We start from the raw sequence: 21,885 nt of genomic DNA on the forward strand, positions 1-21,885 counted from the left end.
CTCAATCATTTTTTGGGTATGGATAACTATTCAGAAAGTGAAGTGGCGCTTGTGTTTTGCAGCGCGTTTAATAACACCAACGTTTGATATAGCTATAAAGGTTTGAGATAGCTAAAAAAGAGTTACTTTTTATTGCGGTACATGGCGGCATCTGCGCGCATGAAAAGGCTATGCTGTGTGTCATCGTCTTGATAAATGGCACTACCAATACTGCAACTAATGTAGTGCTGAGCAAGCAGGCTATCTTCTTTAAAGGCCAGCTGAATACGTTGAGTTATTTGCTGGCAGGAATCTATGCATGTGTCGGTTAACAGGCAACAAAACTCGTCGCCACCGAAACGAAAGGCAAAGTCGGTTTCTCGCAAGCAAGCTGAGATTGTTTGGGCACAGGTGATGAGTATTTTGTCTCCTTGTGTATGACCAAATTGATCATTCACTTGTTTAAATTTATCAAGATCAATAACCAGCAAAGCGAACTGACAAGGTTGGCGTTTCGCCTGACTGAATAAACGGTGCATGGTGTCATCAAAATTGCTGCGATTTCCCAGTGCCGTCAAGTTATCTCTGGTGGCAACTAGTTTGATGCGCTCGTACTCTAAACCGTTCTTTAGCGGGTTCTTAAACAGCATGTGCAGTTGTTGTAGTATTTGCCACTCACGCACGGCCAAAGTGCGAGACAGTGAATAGTGGATCATGGCGATTTCTTTATCCCCCTGACGCACGGCTAAGCGCTTATTATACGGTTTATTGGTGAGTGTACCGTGGGTGATATCACTGTGATTCCACTGGATTTTTAATCCGCACAGAGGTAACGTATTTTGCAGTTGTTCGAAAAACAACTCGCTAAGAACAGCTAAGTCAATTGTGGTTAACCACTTTTGAAAGAACGCACTGAGCTCATGTTGATTTAAAACCGGCGCGTAATGGCTCGGATTAAACACATTTTCACCTACATGCTGTTCATAAAGTTGATTGAGTTGTTCCACTATTGACTCCTGCCAAAATATTGGCGCTTCCGCTAAAAATAGCGCACCGATTACGATAACGATGGATACTTAGCAGTATTCATGCCTAAAAATGGAATTGATCTAGCTAAGAGGTGGTAACCCTTGTAATGCATGGGATTTTTGCAAATATTTTACTCTTGATGGCGGTGGCGGTTGCCAGTGTCTGGTTATTTAAACGCATAAATTTGCCGCCTATTTTGGCGTACCTCTTTTGCGGGATCCTCGCAGGCCCTGATTTACTTGCTTTATTTGAACACCCTGAAGATATGCAAACATTTGCCGAGCTCGGGGTGGTGTTTTTGCTGTTCTCTCTTGGTTTGGAATTCTCTCTACCAAAAATGATCGCTATGCGCCAAATGGTGTTTGGGGTGGGCTTAGGACAAATGCTCCTGACTACTCTTGCGTTTATGGGGATTAGTATGCTTTTAGGCGTAGAGCTACCAGCTGCCATCATAGTCGGGAGTATCGTCGCGTTATCGTCTACAGCCATCGTTATTAAGCAAACAAATGACATGGGGATCCTAAATACATCTCGCGCCCAAATGGCGGTCAGTATTCTACTTTTTCAAGATTTGGCCGTTGTGCCTTTACTTATCGTTGTGCCTCTTCTGGCAATGGACGGCGGGCAAAGCTTAAGTATGGCGATTGCGCTTTCTATCGTGAAGGGCATAGTGGTGGTTTTAATTCTTATGTCCGTGGGTAAATGGATCCTACCGAGAGTCTTTACCGAAGTCGCGCAAACTCGCACGGATGAGTTGTTCGTATTAACCACCATTTTGGTAGCGTTAATGGCAGCAGGTCTAACGTATTCTTTTGGGTTGTCGATGGCCCTAGGCGCATTTTTAGCCGGAATGATGTTAGGCGAGAGCCAATATAAATATCAGTTAGAAGCGGATATTCGCCCGTTTCGCGATATTTTGATGGGGCTGTTCTTCATCACAATTGGCATGCGCCTTAACCTGACCGATTTACTGGCTCAATGGCATTGGGCGCTATTGGGGCTGGCCGGTATGTTGTTGATTAAAGTCTTCATTATTCGTCTTGCTGGCGGATTATTCAGTGTACCCAAAGAAGACGCTTGGGCTGCTGGTTTTAAGTTATGCCAGATGGGGGAGTTCAGTTTCGTCATCGCCGCTTTAGCGGTTGATCACAATATTTTATCAACTCAAGTGGGTTCTTTGATCCTCAGTATTGGGATTTTAAGCATGGCAATGACCCCTTGGTTAGTGACCCGTAGTTCCGATTTTGCAAAACGTATGGTGAATGCGCCCCCAGTTGAATTTGAAGCAATCGATTCGGTTGCGGCAAAGCATGAACTGATGCATGACCATGTGATTATCATGGGGTTTGGTCGAGTCGGTCAGTCAGTAGGTCGGTTACTTAAAAGCGAGGCGATCCCTTATTTAGTGGTTGACGCTGATCCCGTGCGCGTGCAAGAGAGCCAAAGTGCTGGACAGCCTGTCTACTTTGGAGATGTTCGGCAAAACGACATCTTAAAGGCGGTGGGTATAGAGCGTGCTAAGTTAGTATTGATCACATTTGATGAGCACAACAAAGCCATGGCGGTTATTCAGCTTATATCTAGTTTATATCCTGATTTACCGATAGTGGTGCGTACTCGTAAAGACTATCGTATGAATGAGCTATACAAGGCAGGAGCGAGCCAGGTAGTACCTGAAATTCTCGAAGGGAGCTTAATGTTGGTTTCCCAAGTCTTGCATTTATCGGGTATCCCTATGTCGCGTATATTGAAGCGCGTGCGTAAAGAGCGAAAGGGACAATATGGCAATATGCACGGTTTCTTTCCTGGTGAAACCACCGAATTGAGTTACGAAAAGCAAGATAAGCTAGAGTTTTTACATGCCGTGATCGTTGCGCCTAACGCCTATGCGGCGGGTAGAGCATTGGTTGATCTCAATGTAAATCGTTCCGGAGTCAAAATTAAAGGCCTACGCAGGGACAATATTGAAATGGAAAGTCCACCGATGAATATGGTGCTAAGAGCGGGCGATGTGTTGGTGATCAGTGGAAAGCCTAGGCGAGTCGAACGCGCTGAACGTTATTTACTGGAAGGCGATTGATGGCTGCCTTGTTATGTAATCGTTGGGAATCAACTTGCTTTCAAGTGCGGTTCCCGTTTTGCTCATTACCGCTTTATAGTGATTTTTACCTTTTATTGAAGAAGTATTATGTCCCATTCTCATACTATTACCGCTAGTTCTATCGCTGTTATATCTGACATTTTTATCATCCAAGGGCAAACCGTTACTCAAGGCCAACCTTTGTTGACTCTACAGGTCATGGGAACGGTGTTGCCTGTGGTGGCTACGCACTCAGGCGTTATCAAACGACTGCACGTCAACATAGAGGATGAAGTGGTGACTAAGCAGATATTGTTAGAGATAGAGGATGAGCCCAACATGGTGACCTCAGAAGCACAGGCAAGTGCTATGTCTAGCACGCACAAGGCCCTGCTTGCTTTCGAAGCCCGCCAAACCATGACATCGGACGAAGCTCGAGATCAGCACATTGCCAAGCGACGAGCACTGGGTTTTAGAAGTGCCCGGCAAAATATTGAAGATCTGTGCGAAGGTGCTCACTTTATGGAGTACGGCCAGTTTGCGGTAGCGGCGCAGCGTCAGCGGCGAGACTACCAAGAATTGAAAACTGCCACCGCTGCTGATGGCATCATCACAGGTGTAGGGGAGGTCAATCGTCAAACGTTGTCATTAGTGAAAGCGACAGCATGTTATAAAACGGCCCTCATCGTTAATGACTACAGCGTGCTGGCAGGCACCCAAGGGTTCTTTCACCATCAAAAGCTAGATCGTATTTTGGCTGTGGCGCAAGAGCAGACTCTGCCTATCATTATGTTTACCGAGGGCGGTGGCGGGCGGCCCGGCGATACTGATATCACCATAGTTAATTCGGGGCTCCAGTGCGCATCATTTTCAAGCTGGGCTGCTTTAAGTGGTGTCGTGCCGCGTATTAGCGTTGCCAACGGTTATTGCTTTGCCGGCAATGCGGCATTATTCGGTGCGGCTGATATTCGAATCGCAACCAAAAAGTCATGGATAGGAATGGCTGGCCCAGCCATGATCGAAGGTGGTGGCCTAGGCGTGGTCAATGCAAAAGAAATTGGCCCTATAGAAACTCAAGCTAAAAATGGTGTGGTGGACATAGTCGCAGAGGATGAAGCTGACGCCGCCTACCTAGCAAAACGCTGTTTGGGGTATTTTCAAGGCCCAATCACATACTCAGAGAAAGAGCAGGCTGATAAAGACGCACAGCAAGCCAGTTTACGAGACGTACTGCCCGATGACCGACGCTTTGTGTACGATATGCGAAAAGCTATCAATATACTGGCTGATAACGACAGCTTTACTGAGTTACAGCGTCAATTTGGGGGAGCGATTATCACAGGATTCATACGACTCAAGGGACGGCCCGTAGGTATATTGGCGAGTGACTGCAAGGTGCTCGGGGGAGCGATAGACGTAGAAGCAGGAGAGAAAGCGGCTGAATTTATGCAATTTTGTAATGAGTTCTCAATCCCGTTGCTGAGTTTATGTGATACCCCAGGTTTTATGGTGGGGCCAGAGCATGAAGAGCGCGGGGCCGTGCGCAGATTAGCCAAGTTGTTTACCTCCGGCGCTAAGCTCACTGTGCCGTTAGTGGCTGTAGCAATACGCAAGTGTTACGGCCTAGGCGCTCAAGCGTTATTGGGAGGTAGCACCATGAAACCTCACTATATGTTGTCATGGCCTACTGGCGAATTTGGCGGAATGGGCCTAGAAGGGGCCGTTAAATTGGGCTTCAGTAAAGAGCTCGCGGCGCAAGAAGACCCTATCGCACGCCAAGCGTTATTTGAAAAACTCGTTGCTAAGCAATATGCAAATGGCCAAGCTACAGAAGTGGCCAGTGTGCTTGAGATTGATGCGGTAATTGACCCAGCTGATACGCGAGCAGTAATCCTGCAAACACTCTTTTGATAATAGTAAAGCGCAGAAATGGTTAAGTTTTACCAGTTATAAAGCGACAAACTTAGCTTACCTTAAACAATATGGCATTGGTGTTCATGGACAGCTTGCATAGCATTAAGCGACCACAAGGTAGCAAGGTTAAAATTGAAAACGTTCTAACGTATATCAATGAGCATATTGACCACCCGCTGCTTGCAACGGATTTGGCCGATGTTGCGTGTTTTTCCGTTTTTCATTTTCAACGCGCTTTTACTCTGTACACAGGATATAACGTTGCCGAATATGTGTTATTAACGCGGTTACGTAAAGCCGTATATGAGTTGCGGTATCGCCCTTCAATGTCTGTGCTTGATATTGCGCTTAGCTGCGGGTTTAGTCATCATCAGAGCTTTACCCGTGCATTTAAGCGTCAGTTTTGTCAAGCCCCTTCGATATTTCGAAAGCAATTTGTTGAGTATGTTAGAAAGTCTCATGCAATTCCCACTCATCAAGCTATTGTGGGCGCGCCAGCCAATGTTAGCTATTTCGAAGAGCTCACCCCAACGACTCATTCATCCTGTATAAAAATGCTCACCGTGAACGAAAATAATGGTAAACACGCCAACAAAAAAGAAATAAAGATACGAGGTGCTTACATGACTGACATAAGCAGTAAGAACATTCCACTACAGCAGATACAGGTTATTGATTTTCCTCGGACGGCGATCGCATTTTTAACTCATGAGGGCGACCCTGAAGGTGTCATGAAAACCGTTGCACAATTTATTCAATGGCGAAAGCAGTACGGACCTTCACCTCGCACTAGCAAGACATACAACATTTTATACAATGACCCTAGAGATGTTCCCAAGGAGGAATATCGTTTTGATGTTGCAGCTTCCATAAGGAAGGTCGTTGAACCGAATGATTATGCTGTACAGCAGGGCGTTATCGGCAGCGGGCGATGTGCCCATTTTCGACATAATGGCAGTGATAGGCTATTAAGCGAGAGTATCGATGAGTTGTATAAAACGATATCCCTAAATGAGGATTATGAGATAAGAAATGCACCTCTATTTGTGGAGCGAGTCCAAGGGTTCCCCGACGTACCTGAAAATGAGACCATCATAGATATTTATTTGCCAATTGTTTAACTCCCTAAACACTTTTGATCGTGCTTTAGCGGCAACATGCGTATGATAGCGCCAATTAAAGCTCGATGAGCACATTGAGTCCAGTGAACAAATAGGAATTCCCCATGATCAATAACGATGTGATGCGTCGTATCCGCTATATTTTCGATTTTAACGATAAACAAATGCTTGACGTTTTCGCTCAGGCTGAATACCCAGCCACCACTGCGCAATTACACAGCTGGTTGCGAAAAGAAGAAGAGCCTGAATTTGTTCGCATTACAGATTTACAGTTCGCACTATTTTTAAACGGTTTGATTAACTTAAAACGGGGTAAACGCGAGGGTGCACCTGCGCCGGTAGAGCGTGTGCTAACGAATAATATTATTTTAATGAAACTGAAAATTGCGCTTAATCTGCAAGCTGAAGATATTCTGGCCATTATGGACAAGAGTGACTTTCGTCTGTCTAAGCATGAGTTGAGTGCCTTGTTCCGTAAGCCCGGTAACCGCCATTACCGCGAATGCCAAGACCAGTTCTTGCGCAATTTTCTTAAAGGGTTACAGCTAAAATTACGCGGTGAAGCCCAGAAAGATTAACCCGAAACTCAACTTAGCGACACAGGTTTACCTAAATCCTAAACGCGCTATATTGTCAGAAAATGACGGATTTCCTCCGCTCTTGCTAGGCCATCTTTAAAGCCTAGCGCGATTAACTCTTTGCAGTATTCTTTTTCAAACAGAAGGTAACTGAGTATCGAGGAATCCGCATTGTTATGTAATCCCATTATTTTTAGCAGTGATTTAATGCCTGATGGCATTTGATGAAAGTGCCGTGCTGCCATGTCGTTAAACGTCACACTAGGATTAATCACTAAACAATCAATCGTCTTGAGCGCGCTCTTTTGACGTTGCTCGGCATCTAATTGTTCCAGCGTTTGATTGATACGATGCAACCGCTCTAAATCAGAGCGCAAGGTGTCGGCAAAAATAGTATCGAGTAAATGCCCAGCAATTTCTAAGCTACTGGGATAATGAATAACGTTAGTAAAGCGCGGAGCACGTTCGGGTTGTTCCACACCTATTACGAATATCTTCTGAGCGCCAAGATGGATAGCAGGGCTAAGAGGCGAAAGCTGGTGGACTGAGCCGTCACCAAGGAATTCCCCGTCTAGTTTAACAGGAGGAAACACTAACGGAATGGCTGATGACGCCATTAAGTGCTCGCTATGCAAAGCGGTTTTTATTCCCCGGCGTTGCTGCCTATGCCAAGGCTGTATATCTTGGTGCCCCTGAAAATAGCTAATTGAATCGTGGGTGCTATAGCTTGACGCACTGATACTGATTGCCCGTAAATATCCTCTTGCCACGTTATTATCAATGCGTTTGAAATCCAAACGGTTACGAATGAGTTTACGCAGAGGTTGGTTATTCAATAAACTACTGGCTTGCTTTTGATTTAAAGTGGACTGAAAACTGCGGAAATAACTTTGCGCTAGATGTGAATACACATCTCGTATTCCACTCCCGTACACTTGCCGAGTGGTGAAATTTTTCCACACATGTTCTAACTTGCGAATACCTAAATGATAACAAGATGCATAGCATGCGAGTCCTGTGGCATTAATAGCCCCAGCTGAACTTCCGCACACAATGGGAAAGGGGATCCCTTGGTTTCTAGGTAAATAAGTGCTGATAGACTTCAGCACGCCCAATTGATATGCGGCTCTTGCGCCGCCGCCGGATAAAAGCAACGCGTAATGATTACGTTCATGCATGGTGTATTAGGATCCTGCCTTTTCTATTACAAAGCGATGCTCATACCTTCTGCTGCAGCGAATAGCTCGAGATCAGCTTGAGCTATTTCCACTAGCTCTTGGCAGTGGGCTTCTACGGCAGCAATATTATCGTCAGTGCGTGTATGATCGTGACTGTACAGAGCTAAACGTTTAGCACGACATGCCATACTCAATTTTACCGCTTCTTCGGCCACTGAGTGACCCCATCCCGCTTTACCTGGCATATCAGTCAGCATGTACTGAGCATCATGAATGACTAAGTCTGCATCACGAGCGAATTCTACCCAATCGAGAAAGTCAGTGCTTTTCTTGTAGGGGGGATACAATTCATTGTCGGTAATGTATACCACTTTACTGCCATCGGCGGTAATACAATATGCGCTGCCTCCACCTGGATGATTAATTTTTTGACGCTGAATTTTTGCCTCACCTATATGCCATTGGCGCAGATTGTCAGGCTTTGCTTCAAGAGCAATAGCCGAAGGTAAGGTATTAAACTGAACGGGAAAGTAGCTACCACTCATTTGGCGTAAAATATTATCGTGCTCAGCTAGAGTCGTTTGTCCTGGGGTGATAAAAATATTGCGCTGAGGTTGGTATATAGGCGTAAAAAAGGGGAAGCCTTGGATGTGATCCCAGTGATTGTGGGTCAATAATAAGTGTATATCCCCTTCTTTCGCGGCGAGTTTCTGGCCTAAAGTGCGAATACCTGTGCCCGCATCAATGATGATGTCATTGCCGTCGTTTAGCTCGATGTGTACGCAGGCTGTATTACCGCCGTACTTAATATACTCAGCTCCTGGGGTAGGTATCGAGCCTCTAACGCCGTAAAAAGTTAATCGCATCTATATACTCAATTATTCAGTGCTACAGGCGGGCAAAACGAATGGTAGCGCAGCAAGTAGCGTGTTTCTCACGGTTGATATTGTTGAAGATTAGCACTAAACGGTGCTTTCAATAAGCCTTAATCTTATACACGGGTATGTTGGGAGTTTTTACGCGGCAGATTGAAAAAAACGCAATAAAAAAGCGCAGTGTGAGTGCGCTTTTATTGTTCTGCATTTGTTTTGGATTTGTTCAACGTTGGGTGCGTTTGACCCCGTCGCTGAAGCACGCCTTATATTGGCGATTACAGCGTGGAAACAAATTCCGCCAACTGCGGGATATCAATCAGCTGCTTTTCACCACTACGACGATTTTTATATTCGACTTTTTGTTCATCAAGGTTACGCTCACCGATAACAATCGTGTGCGGTACACCTACCAATTCCATGTCGTTAAACATCACGCCTGGGCGCTCTTTACGATCGTCGAACAATACTTCGACTCCAGCGGCTTTGAGTTGGGCGTATAAATCTTCTGCAACTTGTTGTATACGGTGGGATTTGTGCATATTCATCGGTACGATCGCAACTTTAAAAGGTGCTATTGCATCAGGCCAAATAATGCCGTACTTATCGTGATTTTGCTCAATTGCCGCGGCCACGATACGGGAAACCCCAATGCCATAACAACCCATATTAAGCACTTGATGCTTGCCGTTTTCATCTAGCACACCGCAGTTCAATGCTTCTGAGTACTTACTGCCGAGTTGGAATATGTGACCAACTTCAATACCACGTTTGATCTCAAGAGTACCTTGACCATCTGGCGATGGATCTCCGGCTTGTACATTACGAATGTCCGCTTCTTGGAACTCTTTTGCATCGCGCTCCCAGTTAGCGCCTGTGTAATGCACGTCATTTTCATTCGCGCCGCACACAAAGTCTGCTAATACCGCCGCGCTGCGATCAGCGATAACAGGTATGTTTAAACCAACCGGCCCAATAGAGCCGATTGAGCAACCGATAGTGTCTTCAATTTGCGCTTCACTGGCCATAGTAAGCGGAGCATAAACGCCGTCTATTTTCTCTGCTTTGAGCTCATTTAATTGATGATCCCCGCGCAGCACAAGTGCTATAAGTCCTTGCTGTCCCTTGTTATCTGCTTCACCCAGTACTATTAGGGTTTTAACTGATTGTTCAGCAGGTATGTTAAGTAACGCGCTGACCTGCTCAATGGTTTTCGCATTTGGCGTGGCCACTTTAGTGAGTTCAGCACTGGGGGCTGGGCGTGAAAATTGCGGGGCTAGTGCCTCTGCTTTTTCGATGTTAGCGGCATAATCTGATGCGTTACTAAAGGCGATATCATCTTCACCTGAGTCAGCCAACACGTGGAATTCGTGGGAGGCATTACCACCAATGGAGCCGTTATCGGCAATCACTGGGCGAAATTCTAGGTTGATACGTTCAAACACACGGCAATATGCTGCGAACATGTCATCGTAGGTTTTGTTCAAGCACTCATCGCTTAAATGAAACGAGTAAGCATCTTTCATGGTGAATTCACGACCACGCATGACTCCAAAACGCGGGCGAACTTCATCGCGAAACTTCGTTTGAACTTGGTAAACGTTCAATGGCAATTGCTTATAGCTGCTTACTTCATTTTTGACTAAGGCGGTGACCACTTCTTCATGAGTTGGACCTAATACGAAGTCTCGGTAATGACGGTCTTTTATGCGTAAAAGCTCAGGGCCATATTCGTCCCAGCGACCAGACTCTTGCCACAAATCGGCAGGTTGCACGACAGGCATCAATATTTCTAACGAACCGGCACGATCCATTTCTTCGCGAACGATTTGAGCGACTTTGTTTAACACGCGCAAGCCGGTGGGTAACCATGTATAAAGTCCTGATGCTAGCTTGCGAACCAAGCCCGCACGTAGCATAAGCTGGTGGCTGATGACTTCTGCATCAGCAGGTGTTTCTTTTTGGGTCGATAATAAATATTGGCTTGTGCGCATTGGCGTGAGCTTCTCAATTAGGTATAGGTTAGAAATCGGCGGCTATTCTACCAGCCACACAGGCTGGGCTAAAGTCCCTAAACAGTAAATCTTGTTAATCTTTATGCGCTTGCGGCTCGTAATTGTGCGTGATACTCACCACATAGTTGGCCTTAGCGCTGACTCGCCAACGTATGTTCAGATCATAAAGGCTCATTCCATACTCTTCGTTGCTGTCTTGCTCGGCTTTATAAGCGGGGCGTGGGTCCTGCGCTAGTACTTGTTCGATCAGTGCGCTAAGCATAGGATAATTGGCTTGCCAGTGGGCCAACTGCTTGGCAGATTGACTTTCAAAATATACCGGCATTAGTGTAGGGCGCTCGGCGGCAAAACCACCTTTTGCCTCAGGGATGCTGTCAGCCCAAGGTACGTAAGGTTTAATGTCGATGATTGGCGTGCCATCAAGTAAATCAACCCCTTTAACATGCAGGCTTAAGCGCCCGTCTTTATGTTCGACTTTATCGTATTGAACAACAGACATTCCAATAGCATTTGGCCTAAAAGTGCTGCGTGTGGCCAGCACGCCTTGTTTCTTGTTTCCGCCGAGACGAGGAGGGCGCACCATGGGGGACCAACCTTTTTCCACTGTTTGGTGAAATTGAAACAACAGCCACAAATGACTGAATTGCTCAATACCCCGTAACATGTTCGGATCGCTAAATTCCGTGTGAAATATAATTTCGCCACTGGCGGCATCAATCAGGTTCGGTTGCCTAGGAATAGCGAACTTCTGTTGGTATGGTGTGCGAATTACGCCCAATGGCCTTAGGTTGATGTGATCCTGTACCGGCAGGGATTCAACTCGATTCATAACGTGGGGTCACTTTGTTGCAAAAGTTATAAAGATTTTATCTATGGTAAGCGCCCCGAGGCCTATCTCAAACGTTAATTTTATCCTAACGCCAGCACGAGAGCTTTACTTTGAGGATTCCTGCGGTTAAAGCGCCGCAGGTGTTGAAGCCTAGAGCAATGCAGGTGGCATTTACTCTGCGCTTTGGTACCATTCAGCTCTAATTACTATTTAGGTCAAATACGTGTTTGAATTTAGCCCGCACTCTAAACAATTGGCGTCTAGCCTCTTCCTTGAACGTTTGATTGCAGATCAAACGTTCGATCAGTTCCATTTCATCAATGATCGCATTGTTAGCACAATTGCTCACGAGCATTTCACCCCCAGCAAGCTCAGCTTAAAGGGCTTCGATTTAACCAAAGAGCACAGTAGCTTGGTTATCTTTGCTGAGGGGTTAAGCCTCGCGAAAGTCTTCGCTGTGTCCATGGCCTTTGCGGATAAGTTAAATGTGCTGTGTTACCAAGTTTTGCGAGATGTGCCTCTTTCTGGCGTCGGTATCGTGCTGCGCGTAGAGCGGCTGAGCATAGAAGACCTAAGGCCATTATTAGAGCGTATTGCGAATGAGCATGCAGTAGAAATATGTTTATTTTCAAGTGCGCCGCGTTTGGACGAACCAGGTTTATTGCTAATGGACATGGACAGCACAGTCATCAGTATTGAATGCATCGATGAAATTGCCAAGCTTGCCGGGGTAGGAGAGGAAGTCTCCAGTGTCACTGAGCAGGCCATGCAAGGAAAACTCGATTTTGAGGAAAGCTTACGTAGCCGAGTCGGGTGCCTCAAGGACGCAAATGAAGACATATTGCAGCAAGTGCGCCGTGCCCTGCCGCTAATGCCGGGTATTTTCAACTTAGTTAAATTCTTAAAGCAGCACCAGTGGAAATTAGCGATTGCCTCCGGTGGCTTTAGTTATTTTGCGGACTATTTGGCTGACAGATTGGAGCTTGATGCTGCTGTAGCGAATGAGCTTGAAATAGTTGATGGTAGACTGACGGGACGGGTCTCGGGGTCAGTGGTCGATGCTCAGGTCAAGGCTGCTACATTGCTAGAGCTGGCGAATGAATTCGATATCACAGATTGTCAAACCATGGCCATGGGCGACGGGGCAAATGATTTGGTCATGATGAATGCTGCAGCGCTTGGCGTTGCATTTCACGCAAAGCCGGTTGTACGTGCCCAAGCGGATATTTCTATTCGAAACGGCGGTTTAGATTCTATATTGTGGGTATTGGCGGCGGCCACACCGTGTAAAAAATAAACGACTAGGGCTAAGCGCCAATACTGGCGCTTAGCCTAATACTATTCAGCGTTTAATAACTGTTCTATCTCTATGCTTTTTTGCGGGTGATGCAGTTGCCTTTCATAGTTATTCACAATGGCTTGCGTGTCGAATTGGTATCGGCTCATCACCAAATCCGTTATATCTAAAATATCGCCAACACCATTTATGTTCCACAGTTTTTCTTCTAGTTGTTTCGCTCTGTGAACGGCATAAACACCTACGTAGTTAATCTCTGATTGCAGGCGGTCAATATCTGGGCGTCCAGTGCGCGCTAAAAATATTTTTAGCGCAATAAACTGTCCTTGCTCAAGGGCTTGCGCAATAAATTGACGACGCTGATCGTCGTTGGCGAATTGGTCTATGTAACAGCTCTTTATCGCCTCTGAAGCACTGTTTTTGCTGGGATCAAATGCCACAAATAGCTCACTCATAACGGGACGCTGATGGGGCTTAATGTGAGTCAGTGTGTGCTGCACAAAATCAATCGGGCCATTGAAGCCTTCAAACAGAGGCAGTAAGTTGAACTCACCAGGGGGTGCTTGGAAACTCAGTAAATTGGTCAATCGATTCTGGTTCGCCCAGGTCGCTGTGGCATCAGGTACAAATTTGGTTCCTTCTTTACGGATAAAAAACGCCACGTTAGGGACATTATTTGCATAGATATTACGCAAGGCTTCACCGATACCCGGAATATCTTCTTCATCTCGATATGCTTTAAGTTTATTTTTATTATTTTTAATCAACTCTTCAAAAAAAGCTTTAGTAGCGCTGCTATTCTCGTCATTTAATACGTTTAAGTGCAGCACATTTCGTTCGTTAGAAATATGACGAACTTGATAGGAAAGGTTACTCAGATCGTATTTACGTGTAACTTTTTGCAATTGCGGAAAACTCAGTTGCACTTGGCAATCGGTGGCTTTATGAAAGAACGTTTTTAACTCAAGTTTAATACCGTGTGTGGATATATCTTCTGTGTGGCCTTCAATAATTATATCTTCCACTTTGAGCTGTACAGCGCTGCGCAGCATAAAACGGGACTCTCGGCGCTGATTTGCATATTTAAATCGAAAGACTTGGATATTTTCTGGGCTACGATTCCTTGGATGACCAAACACTTTTAAACTGGGCAGCTTGGCGCGATTAAGTGGCAGTTTTTGAAAGCACAGTGTGTTTGATTCATCTGTCACATTAGTTAGTAATGCAATATGACTTAAGTGGCGTAAACGAGACATTAAGCGTGGGGTTGGTGGTTGATTCTGACGCTTGACTGATTCGCTGATGCTATCGGCAATGGAGAGAGGTCGGTGACTTTGCTTAGGTTCAACCTCTTGCACTTGAAACTTATATACTCGCCAACTCACTTTGCGTGACCCGTAACTTAAAAACAACTCATGTAGGCTTGGGTTTGCTAATAGCTCTTCGTGCGATGCGGAGTAAAAATACACCTTTTCATTTTTAATATGATGGAACGCGTATAGGTAGGTTTCTTGTCTTCCTTTTGGATACATGAGGCATTGTTTAATTCTCTCATTTTTAAAAAGGTAGCCCAATTTGAGATCATTAATTTCGTTATTCCAGTAGAAAATATCTTGCCGATTGCAATCATTTGCTAATGCATAACGTGGTTTGAAAACTCCGTCAGTAGAGTCAATATATACGGGGATGGAGGTGAAATTGGGGATGTAATATTGCTCATACGTTTTCTTATGTATGGCGTCAAATGTGTTGTCCATATTGACTTTATAGCGGCGCTTGTTGCCATGAATAAAGCGCTCAAGAAAGCGATCAAAACTAGGCATTAATGTATCGAATAAGCGTTTCAGGTGTAATCGCTGGTCTTGTGCATTGCGGTCAATCGACTCAATGACATATTGCACACCTTGGCGGTTGTCCAACATGTACTCATGTTCTAACCCTCTGAACTGAACGGCTAAACGGTCACCCGCTTTAAATCTATGCTCTTTGCTTATTTTGAGCTTTAAGCCACTAAGGGATACGTCAACCGTTGTGGCTAACATGCTTTTGTTATTTTCAGTGAACAGTTCAACACTCATTGAATAATTCATGCGCTCTTCACCCCGTTGGGCGAATTCGCCAAAAGGCATGATAGGGGCTGAATAACCATGGCTAACCGGAAGGGTTGAATTGTCTGGTTGCTTTGGTTGTGAAGAAGCTTGTTGTTCTTTTTTATGCATTACGCGGTAATTGTTTTCGGTATTTAATACCGCTTCATACACGCCAACCGTGTACTCGCCAAATGAGCGCACCTGACGTTCAAAGACCTCTATCGCCGTGTCATCTAAATAGTGCCTCTGGCTCTCGTATTCATAAAGCTTACATTTTCCGTCCACATGCCCGCGTAAATCGATTAGTCGAGTACATGGACGCGCTAAACGCTTCAGTTCCATCTTGAGCAGGAAGCGCTTTTGCTTGGGCACCGAACCGGCAACCTGAGCCAGAATTTGACTAAACTCTGGCTCATGTATCATGGGTTTTAATTGTTCGATAATGTCATGATATTGTTCGAGATCTTGATTCATAATGAATACGTACTTTATTTTTTATTGTTAAAGACGAACGCCATAAAGACTTATCGGCACGCTGTGCGGTTTTCATAATGCAATATACGCAAGCTTATCTTATTATAAGCGGCTTTCTTCAAGGTTCTTCGTTTTCAAAACTAGTAAAACGTATTCAACACTGAATGTAACCCTTGTCGTTTTTATCACTGTAAACACTGTTTGTGGAGCAATATGGCCAAACGTAAAACCGCCTATGTCTGTAGTGACTGTGGCGCAGAATTTCCGCGCTGGCAAGGACAATGTAATGACTGCAATGCTTGGAATACCATCACAGAATTTGTGGTGAGCCCTGCTCGCAGCCAGCCTGAGCGCAATTTGCGCGGCTACGCCGGTCAAACTGGGGCCAAAATTGAGACCCTTAACAGCATTGATGTGGCTGAATTACCGCGCTTTACTTCAAGCTTTAGTGAGCTCGATAGAGTATTAGGCGGGGGTATCGTGCCGGGCAGTGCAATTTTGATTGGCGGTTCTCCTGGAGCAGGCAAAAGTACCTTGTTGCTACAAGTCATGTGCCAACTAGCAGCGCAGCGCACTGCGCTATATGTCACGGGGGAGGAATCGCTGCAACAAGTTGCTATGCGCGCTCAGCGCTTAAATCTACCTAGCGATAAGCTGAATATGCTGGCCGAAACCAGTGTTGAAACTATCTGTGAATTAGCATTAACCCTCAACCCCAAAATTATGGTGATTGACTCCATTCAGGTGATGCATGTGGCCGATGTGGCATCTGCACCCGGTAGCGTTTCGCAAGTAAGAGAAAGCGCCGCATATTTAACTCGCTTTGCAAAGCAGCACCATATTGCCATGCTGTTAGTGGGGCATGTTACGAAAGATGGCAGTCTGGCTGGGCCCAAAGTGCTAGAGCACTGTATTGATTGCTCCATGATGTTAGAAGGGGAAAGTGACAGCCGGTATCGCACGTTGCGTAGTCAGAAAAACCGCTTTGGTGCTGTGAACGAATTGGGTGTGTTTGGCATGACCGAAAGAGGATTAAAGGAAGTGAGTAATCCTTCTGCCATCTTTTTAAGTCGAGGAGAAGAGCAATCTCCTGGCAGTATTGTTATGGTGGTATGGGAAGGCACTCGCCCATTGCTGGTGGAAATACAAGCATTGGTGGATTATTCACAGACCGCAAACCCGCGTCGTGTCGCTGTTGGTCTTGAGCAAAACCGAATGGCGATGCTTTTAGCAGTATTGAATCGACACGGTGATGTGCAGATGAACGACCAAGACGTTTTCGCCAATGTCGTCGGCGGCGTAAAGGTCGCAGAAACCAGTGCTGATTTAGCGCTTTTACTATCCATTGTTTCGAGTTTTAGAAATAAGACCCTTGATTCACAGTTAATTGCATTTGGCGAAGTGGGACTTGCTGGTGAAATACGCCCCGTGCCTAATGGCTCAGAACGGATCAGCGAAGCAGCAAAGCATGGATTCAAGCGAGCTATCGTGCCAAAAGCCAATATGCCAAAACAAAACATTAATGGGATCGAAGTGATCGGGGTATCTCGTTTAAGTGAAGCACTTGAGGTGCTTTAATTAACTGGACGACTAACGGTAAAAATATTACCGTTAATCGTAGGGCTTAATGCAGGACGCTATATGCGCTTATCTGAATAATTGCAGCCAATACAGTAGTATAGATAGATTAGTATGGATACTGCAGATAGTAAGTGACAAAACGTATTGGCGTACTTATCTTTTTCAATTTATGGCCTAATAACATGATTAAATTTTCTTCTTTTTCGTTGTCTTTTTTCATCGCAGCGAGCGGGTTTACCCAGCTCTCATACGCACAAAGTACTCCTTCTGAATTTGCCGAATTGAGTCTGAATGAGCTGTTTGACATGAATATCGCGGACGATAGCGAAAACAGTGAAGCGAGCAGCCCTTGGACATTCGCATATAATTTTAAGTTTGCTGAATTTCGAGGCTATCTTGATGGTGACGCTAAGCGCGCAGATTCTGAGGTGTTGTGGCAAGGTGCGGGCACTCAAAGAACGGACAGTAACTTTCCTATTCTTCCTACGATAATCGACCAACAAGTGCATGTTTTTTCGATGGGATATCGCATTACCCCTGATTGGCGAGTGCACGTTTCTTTGCCGTATATCACCCAGAGCACTGACCATATTAGCGTCGTGCCTGACTATGATCATTTTACAATCGATAGTGATGGCATAGGTGATGCTGTGGTGTCTGTGAGTCGTCGCCTTATCGCGACAACGGATGATGTGTGGTGGTTTACCGCCGGTATCAGCTTGCCTACAGGCTCAATTGACGAAAAAGGTGATACTCCACGAGATGCAGGGGACCAGCAGCTACCTTATACAATGCAGCTTGGTTCGGGTACGTATGATTTCCCTCTAGAATTTAGTTACCAAAGCATGGGCGAGCACGATTTTAGTTTGAGTATGTCAGCGATGATACGCACCGGTAAAAATGATAGGGATTATCGTCTGGGTAATAGTTACAGTCTTGCAAGTACTTATCGCTTTAACACATCAGACGACCTGAAACCCTTTGTTGGATTGTCTTACCAGTACCGCAGTGCCATTGATGGGCAAGACGATGAAATTACCCTCAATGGTGCATTTCCCTATCCTGCAAGTATTACCAATCCAAGATTGTATGGTGGCAAAAAAATCAGTGCTGAGATCGGTGTCAGATGGAAATTCAGCGAGTCTTATGCGCTGAGTTTGGCATTTTCAAAGCCTCTCTATCAGAATTTGAATGGCCCGCAACCAAAAGAAAATTTCCAATCTGGCTTAACCTTATCCCGTTTGATGTAGTGATACTGTGTCTGACTTGATCAAAGTGAATAGAGCGAACAGGGGGGAGAGGAAAATCAGTAAGTGGCTTTTTCTGTGCGCCATCTTGTTATCTTATATCGTGGTTTTACACTCGGCTTTAGCACAAGAGGAGTTGAGTAAGGAGCGCAAACTAAAGGCCGCCTATTTACTGAATTTTACTAAATATATGAGCTGGCCCACAGATAGTGGCGCGCAAAATGATTTCAAATTGTGCCTGCAAAGTGATCGGCCATTCTTTGAATTTATGCAGGCCCTTGTGGCACGTCATAATCAGGGAAACAACAAGATGCATATCGCCATCGGTCATGTCCAGGAAGAGCCGCTATGTCATATGGCATACTTTCATTCTTCTCTTGAGCAACCACTAGACCAAATGAGGCGGGCGGTGATTGTGCTAGAGTCCACGGACGTGAAACAAGCGAACAGCGCGATAAGGTTTTATACCCAAGAGCAAAGAGTGCGCTTTGAGTTTGATTTAGCACAATTAGCCAGAGTAGACGTGATAGTAAGCTCTGAATTGCTTAAATTAGCTAGGATTGCTCGATAATGCTTTTTTCTAAGCTCAGGCGCGCATCATTTTTCCAAAAGCAATTAATGGCGATCATCGGCACAAATTTGCTGATATTGGCCATTGCTGCCTTTCTTATCTATTCCGCGTTTGTTGATGATTACCGCGACAACCTCGTTAAAACTATGGACAGCAACGCCTCTTTGCTGTCAGCGGCAAGCCGCTCAGCGTTACTTTTTCATGATGAGCATGCAGGCCAGACGATCCTGGCGTCTTTAGCTAAGATCCCAGCCATGCGATTTGCCCAATTACTAGACTCTGAAAAAAAGCGCTTTGCGACTTATACCCGGGACGATGCAAGTTGGGATGTTATGTTAGATGACATCAAACCTGGACACTTTTTTACAAACGATAATCTTTACCTGACCCAAGACATTACCTTAGGGGAGGACGTACTTGGCTACATTGTTTTATCGGCTGATACTCATTCGCTACAGGCTCAGCAGCGACGGTACGGGCGCATTGTACTGTGGGTATTTGCATTGGGTTCTTTGTTAGCCTACCTCCTGAATTGGCGTATGCAAAAGCGCTTACAGTCACCGGTTAAACGCCTTATTCACTTAGTTGATTACGTCGCCAAAGAAGGGCGTTACGATCAACGTATTTTCAATCGTCGACAAGACGATATTGGGCGCTTGGTCAACGGTATTAACTCTATGCTAGATACCATTGAAGAGCACCAATCAAAGTTGAGCGAACATCATGAGCATCTAGAAGGGCTAGTAGAGTTGCGCACAGAGCAATTGTACGAGCGTGCTAATTTTGATGCGTTAACACAACTACCAAATAGACATTCCCTGACAGAAAAAATTAGTCAGGCGATTGAAATAGCCCGTGAGCGTAAAACCAATCTAGCCTTGATGTTTCTCGATTTAGACCGCTTTAAGGTCATAAATGATAGCTTAGGGCACTTCATGGGTGACAAACTGTTAATTGAAGTGGCCAAGAAGATCCAACATAAACTAAGCGACAGTGACGTGGTAGGTCGTTGGGGGGGAGATGAATTCGTTGTGCTAATTCAAAACCCGAAGGAACTCAGCTCAGTGGATAGTTTGGCAAAAGAGATTATCGCATCTTTGAGTCTGCCGCTTATTGTATCTGGACATCAATTACACATCTCTACCAGTATTGGCATTGCGTGTTTTCCTGATGATGGCGACGATGCATCAAGTTTACTTAAACATGCTGACACTAGCATGTATAAGGCAAAAGAATTGGGCCCTGGGCGGTTCCGCTTTTTTGACCAAGACATGTTGAATGACTCAGTGTGGCGATTAGAGCTAGAAACCCAATTGCGCCAAGCCTCCGCTCAACAGCAGTTTGCTTTGGTGTATCAGCCTAAAGTGAATGTGAACGACGAACAACTGGTTGGTTTAGAAGCTTTAATAAGATGGAATAATGGCCAAGAATATATTAATCCAGCCACTTTCTTACCCATAGCAGAAGACATAGGGTTAATGGAATCCATCAGTGTGTGGGTGTTAAAGCAGGCATGCCAGCAGAATGCAGATTGGCAGCGGGCGGGCTTTGATATTGTACCTGTTGCCGTGAACTTACCCGCATCGTTTTTGATGAGTCCCCAGTGCCTCGAGTTGATCAAAGGCGCATTGCATCAATCGGGTTTAGCGGCGCAGTATTTGGAAATAGAAATCACTGAAAATACCTTCATCGCATCTACCGAGTTAGCGGTTGATGTACTGAGTGCAATTCACGGTTTGGGGGTGAAAATCGCCATTGACGATTTTGGAACAGGCTACTCATGTATGAGTTATTTGCGCGACCTACCCATCAATACATTAAAGATAGACGGCATATTCATCAATGATTTAGTTGCGCCAGATTGTGTTCATGAGGGGAACGCTGAAGACCATCACTTACGGGATGAAGGCATAGTGCGCACTATTATCACCTTAGGCAAAAGCCTAGGGTTAAGTACGGTTGCTGAGTGTGTGGAACATGATTACCAAGTACAGATCTTAAAATCGATGGGTTGTGACATCATCCAAGGCTATTTCTATAGCAAACCTTTAAAAGTGGTCGCACTAGAAGCATATCTCGGTGCGCATGGCCGGGCTGCTAAAGAATCTTAACGTTGATGTGTATTCTCACTGAGCAGGCGTCTTGATAGCGCGAACATTTGACACAGTGCCCAAAGCGTAAGGCTCTAGTATGTAGTTCAAGGCTGTGAATTCGGTGCTATTAACACGCTATGAATGCGCCATAAACAGCTTGTTAAGTTCAAAGTCGCAATGACTGCTAACGAGGGGAGCGTATCCAAATAGTGTCAATTAATGAGAGCATCAGCCAGTAGGAGCGACGGCCAATAAGAGCATCAGCCAATAAGAGCGTCAGTCGATGAGCTTGCTCACTAAACAGTGCGCCAATTAAGAAACCTGTTACTGAACGCTTGAACGTAAGCACATGACTCACGCCTGCATTGTCCGCTGAGTCGTGCGACTTTCGAGCAGTCCGCTGAGGCGTAAGACTTTCGAGCAGTCCGCTGAGGCGTAAGACTTTCGAGCAATGCGATACTTGGTGGTCTAGCGGTTAGGGTTTAACTTGCTTAACCAACTGTTGTTGCTCATGCGCGCGACTGCCTTATTTGGGCTTGAAGGCTGAATTGATTGTTGTATGCGGCGTAAGTGCTCTGCAAAACGATTTGTTGAATCTTTAGAGTAAATCATTCTTCTATCTCCTACTCAAAAACAGCAATCTGGTGTCTGCATTAGCAGACAAATAAGCGCTTATCATGGACTTTATGCTTTGCGTAAATAGAGCGAAAAAAAGATCGCTGAGCAGCAAAGACTCAGTGGTCGGTCTGAACCCTAACCAAATGCTTAGTCGTTAGCCGCGTCTTGGACTGCTTCACCAGCACTCTCTATGTCTTCTCCTGCACCGTCAATCGTGGCACACGAGGTTAGTCCAACGACTAGAATACCAACTAATACAACAGAGTTTAAAAATGCTTTTAACGAATTTGCTATCTGGGTTTTCATCATTGTCTTCCTT

16 protein-coding genes are annotated in these 21,885 nt (G+C 45.3%); 9 read left to right on the forward strand and 7 right to left on the reverse strand.

Features of this window, described 5'->3' with window-relative positions; all coding sequences use genetic code 11:
* Positions 1-122: 122 nt before the first annotated feature.
* Positions 123-986 (reverse strand): GGDEF domain-containing protein, encoded by an 864-nt coding sequence (locus tag PATL_RS06460; RefSeq protein ID WP_011574119.1) that lies wholly within the window; start codon positions 984-986, stop codon positions 123-125.
* 128 nt (positions 987-1,114) lie between these two features.
* On the opposite strand from PATL_RS06460, the gene PATL_RS06465 reads away from it, so the two are divergent.
* From PATL_RS06465 to PATL_RS06485, 4 genes are all read left to right on the forward strand, one after another.
* A complete protein-coding gene (locus PATL_RS06465) occupies positions 1,115-3,088 on the forward strand; it encodes a monovalent cation:proton antiporter family protein (protein WP_011574120.1) in 1,974 nt (657 codons plus the stop codon).
* A 108-nt stretch (positions 3,089-3,196) separates the two neighbouring features.
* The gene (locus PATL_RS06470) at positions 3,197-4,999 is read left to right on the forward strand and encodes a carboxyl transferase domain-containing protein (protein ID WP_011574121.1); all 1,803 of its coding nucleotides are present in this window, start codon (positions 3,197-3,199) and stop codon (positions 4,997-4,999) included.
* A gap of 86 nt (positions 5,000-5,085) precedes the next feature.
* Positions 5,086-6,123, forward strand: a complete 1,038-nt coding sequence (locus tag PATL_RS22195; protein ID WP_198136260.1) for an AraC family transcriptional regulator — start codon at positions 5,086-5,088, stop codon at positions 6,121-6,123.
* Positions 6,124-6,227: 104 nt separating this feature from the next.
* Positions 6,228-6,701 carry a DUF1456 family protein gene (locus tag PATL_RS06485; RefSeq protein ID WP_011574123.1) on the forward strand — a complete coding sequence of 158 codons (474 nt, stop codon included), beginning with the start codon at positions 6,228-6,230 and terminating at the stop codon, positions 6,699-6,701.
* 47 nt (positions 6,702-6,748) lie between these two features.
* Here the strand turns inward: PATL_RS06485 and PATL_RS06490 are convergent, their stop codons facing one another.
* The 4 genes from PATL_RS06490 to tsaA form a co-directional block, all read right to left on the reverse strand.
* Positions 6,749-7,879, reverse strand: a complete 1,131-nt coding sequence (locus PATL_RS06490; protein ID WP_011574124.1) for a patatin-like phospholipase family protein — start codon at positions 7,877-7,879, stop codon at positions 6,749-6,751.
* Between the two features lie 26 nt (positions 7,880-7,905).
* Positions 7,906-8,745 carry an MBL fold metallo-hydrolase gene (locus PATL_RS06495; protein WP_011574125.1) on the reverse strand — a complete coding sequence of 280 codons (840 nt, stop codon included), beginning with the start codon at positions 8,743-8,745 and terminating at the stop codon, positions 7,906-7,908.
* Between the two features lie 284 nt (positions 8,746-9,029).
* Entirely contained in the window at positions 9,030-10,745 is a 1,716-nt protein-coding gene (locus tag PATL_RS06500) for a proline--tRNA ligase (RefSeq protein ID WP_011574126.1), read from the reverse strand.
* A gap of 94 nt (positions 10,746-10,839) precedes the next feature.
* On the reverse strand, positions 10,840-11,595 hold the full coding sequence (gene tsaA / locus PATL_RS06505; RefSeq protein ID WP_011574127.1) for a tRNA (N6-threonylcarbamoyladenosine(37)-N6)-methyltransferase TrmO: 756 nt from the start codon (positions 11,593-11,595) through the stop codon (positions 10,840-10,842).
* Between the two features lie 223 nt (positions 11,596-11,818).
* On the opposite strand from tsaA, the gene serB reads away from it, so the two are divergent.
* On the forward strand, positions 11,819-12,892 hold the full coding sequence (serB, locus tag PATL_RS06510; RefSeq protein ID WP_011574128.1) for a phosphoserine phosphatase SerB: 1,074 nt from the start codon (positions 11,819-11,821) through the stop codon (positions 12,890-12,892).
* Positions 12,893-12,933: 41 nt separating this feature from the next.
* Here the strand turns inward: serB and PATL_RS06515 are convergent, their stop codons facing one another.
* Positions 12,934-15,456, reverse strand: coding sequence for a PilZ domain-containing protein (locus PATL_RS06515; RefSeq protein ID WP_011574129.1), 2,523 nt, complete (start codon positions 15,454-15,456; stop codon positions 12,934-12,936).
* Between the two features lie 213 nt (positions 15,457-15,669).
* Here PATL_RS06515 and radA point away from each other — a divergent pair, with 213 nt between their 5' ends.
* The 4 genes from radA (at position 15,670) to PATL_RS06535 (ending at position 20,966) form a co-directional block, all read left to right on the forward strand.
* The gene (radA, locus tag PATL_RS06520; protein ID WP_011574130.1) at positions 15,670-17,034 is read left to right on the forward strand and encodes a DNA repair protein RadA; all 1,365 of its coding nucleotides are present in this window, start codon (positions 15,670-15,672) and stop codon (positions 17,032-17,034) included.
* 185 nt (positions 17,035-17,219) lie between these two features.
* Entirely contained in the window at positions 17,220-18,287 is a 1,068-nt protein-coding gene (locus PATL_RS06525; protein ID WP_011574131.1) for a hypothetical protein, read from the forward strand.
* A gap of 100 nt (positions 18,288-18,387) precedes the next feature.
* Positions 18,388-18,855 (forward strand): YfiR family protein, encoded by a 468-nt coding sequence (locus tag PATL_RS06530; protein WP_301547053.1) that lies wholly within the window; start codon positions 18,388-18,390, stop codon positions 18,853-18,855.
* On the forward strand, positions 18,855-20,966 hold the full coding sequence (locus PATL_RS06535) for a putative bifunctional diguanylate cyclase/phosphodiesterase (RefSeq protein ID WP_011574133.1): 2,112 nt from the start codon (positions 18,855-18,857) through the stop codon (positions 20,964-20,966). Before PATL_RS06530 ends, PATL_RS06535 begins: the two co-directional genes overlap by 1 nt.
* 747 nt (positions 20,967-21,713) lie before the next feature.
* Here PATL_RS06535 and PATL_RS22375 read toward each other — a convergent pair.
* Positions 21,714-21,875, reverse strand: coding sequence for an entericidin A/B family lipoprotein (locus tag PATL_RS22375; RefSeq protein WP_232283295.1), 162 nt, complete (start codon positions 21,873-21,875; stop codon positions 21,714-21,716).
* Between the last annotated feature and the right edge of the window lie 10 nt (positions 21,876-21,885).

Origin of the sequence: Paraglaciecola sp. T6c, from assembly GCF_000014225.1 — a bacterium.
GTDB classification, from domain to species: Bacteria; Pseudomonadota; Gammaproteobacteria; order Enterobacterales; family Alteromonadaceae; genus Paraglaciecola; species Paraglaciecola atlantica_A.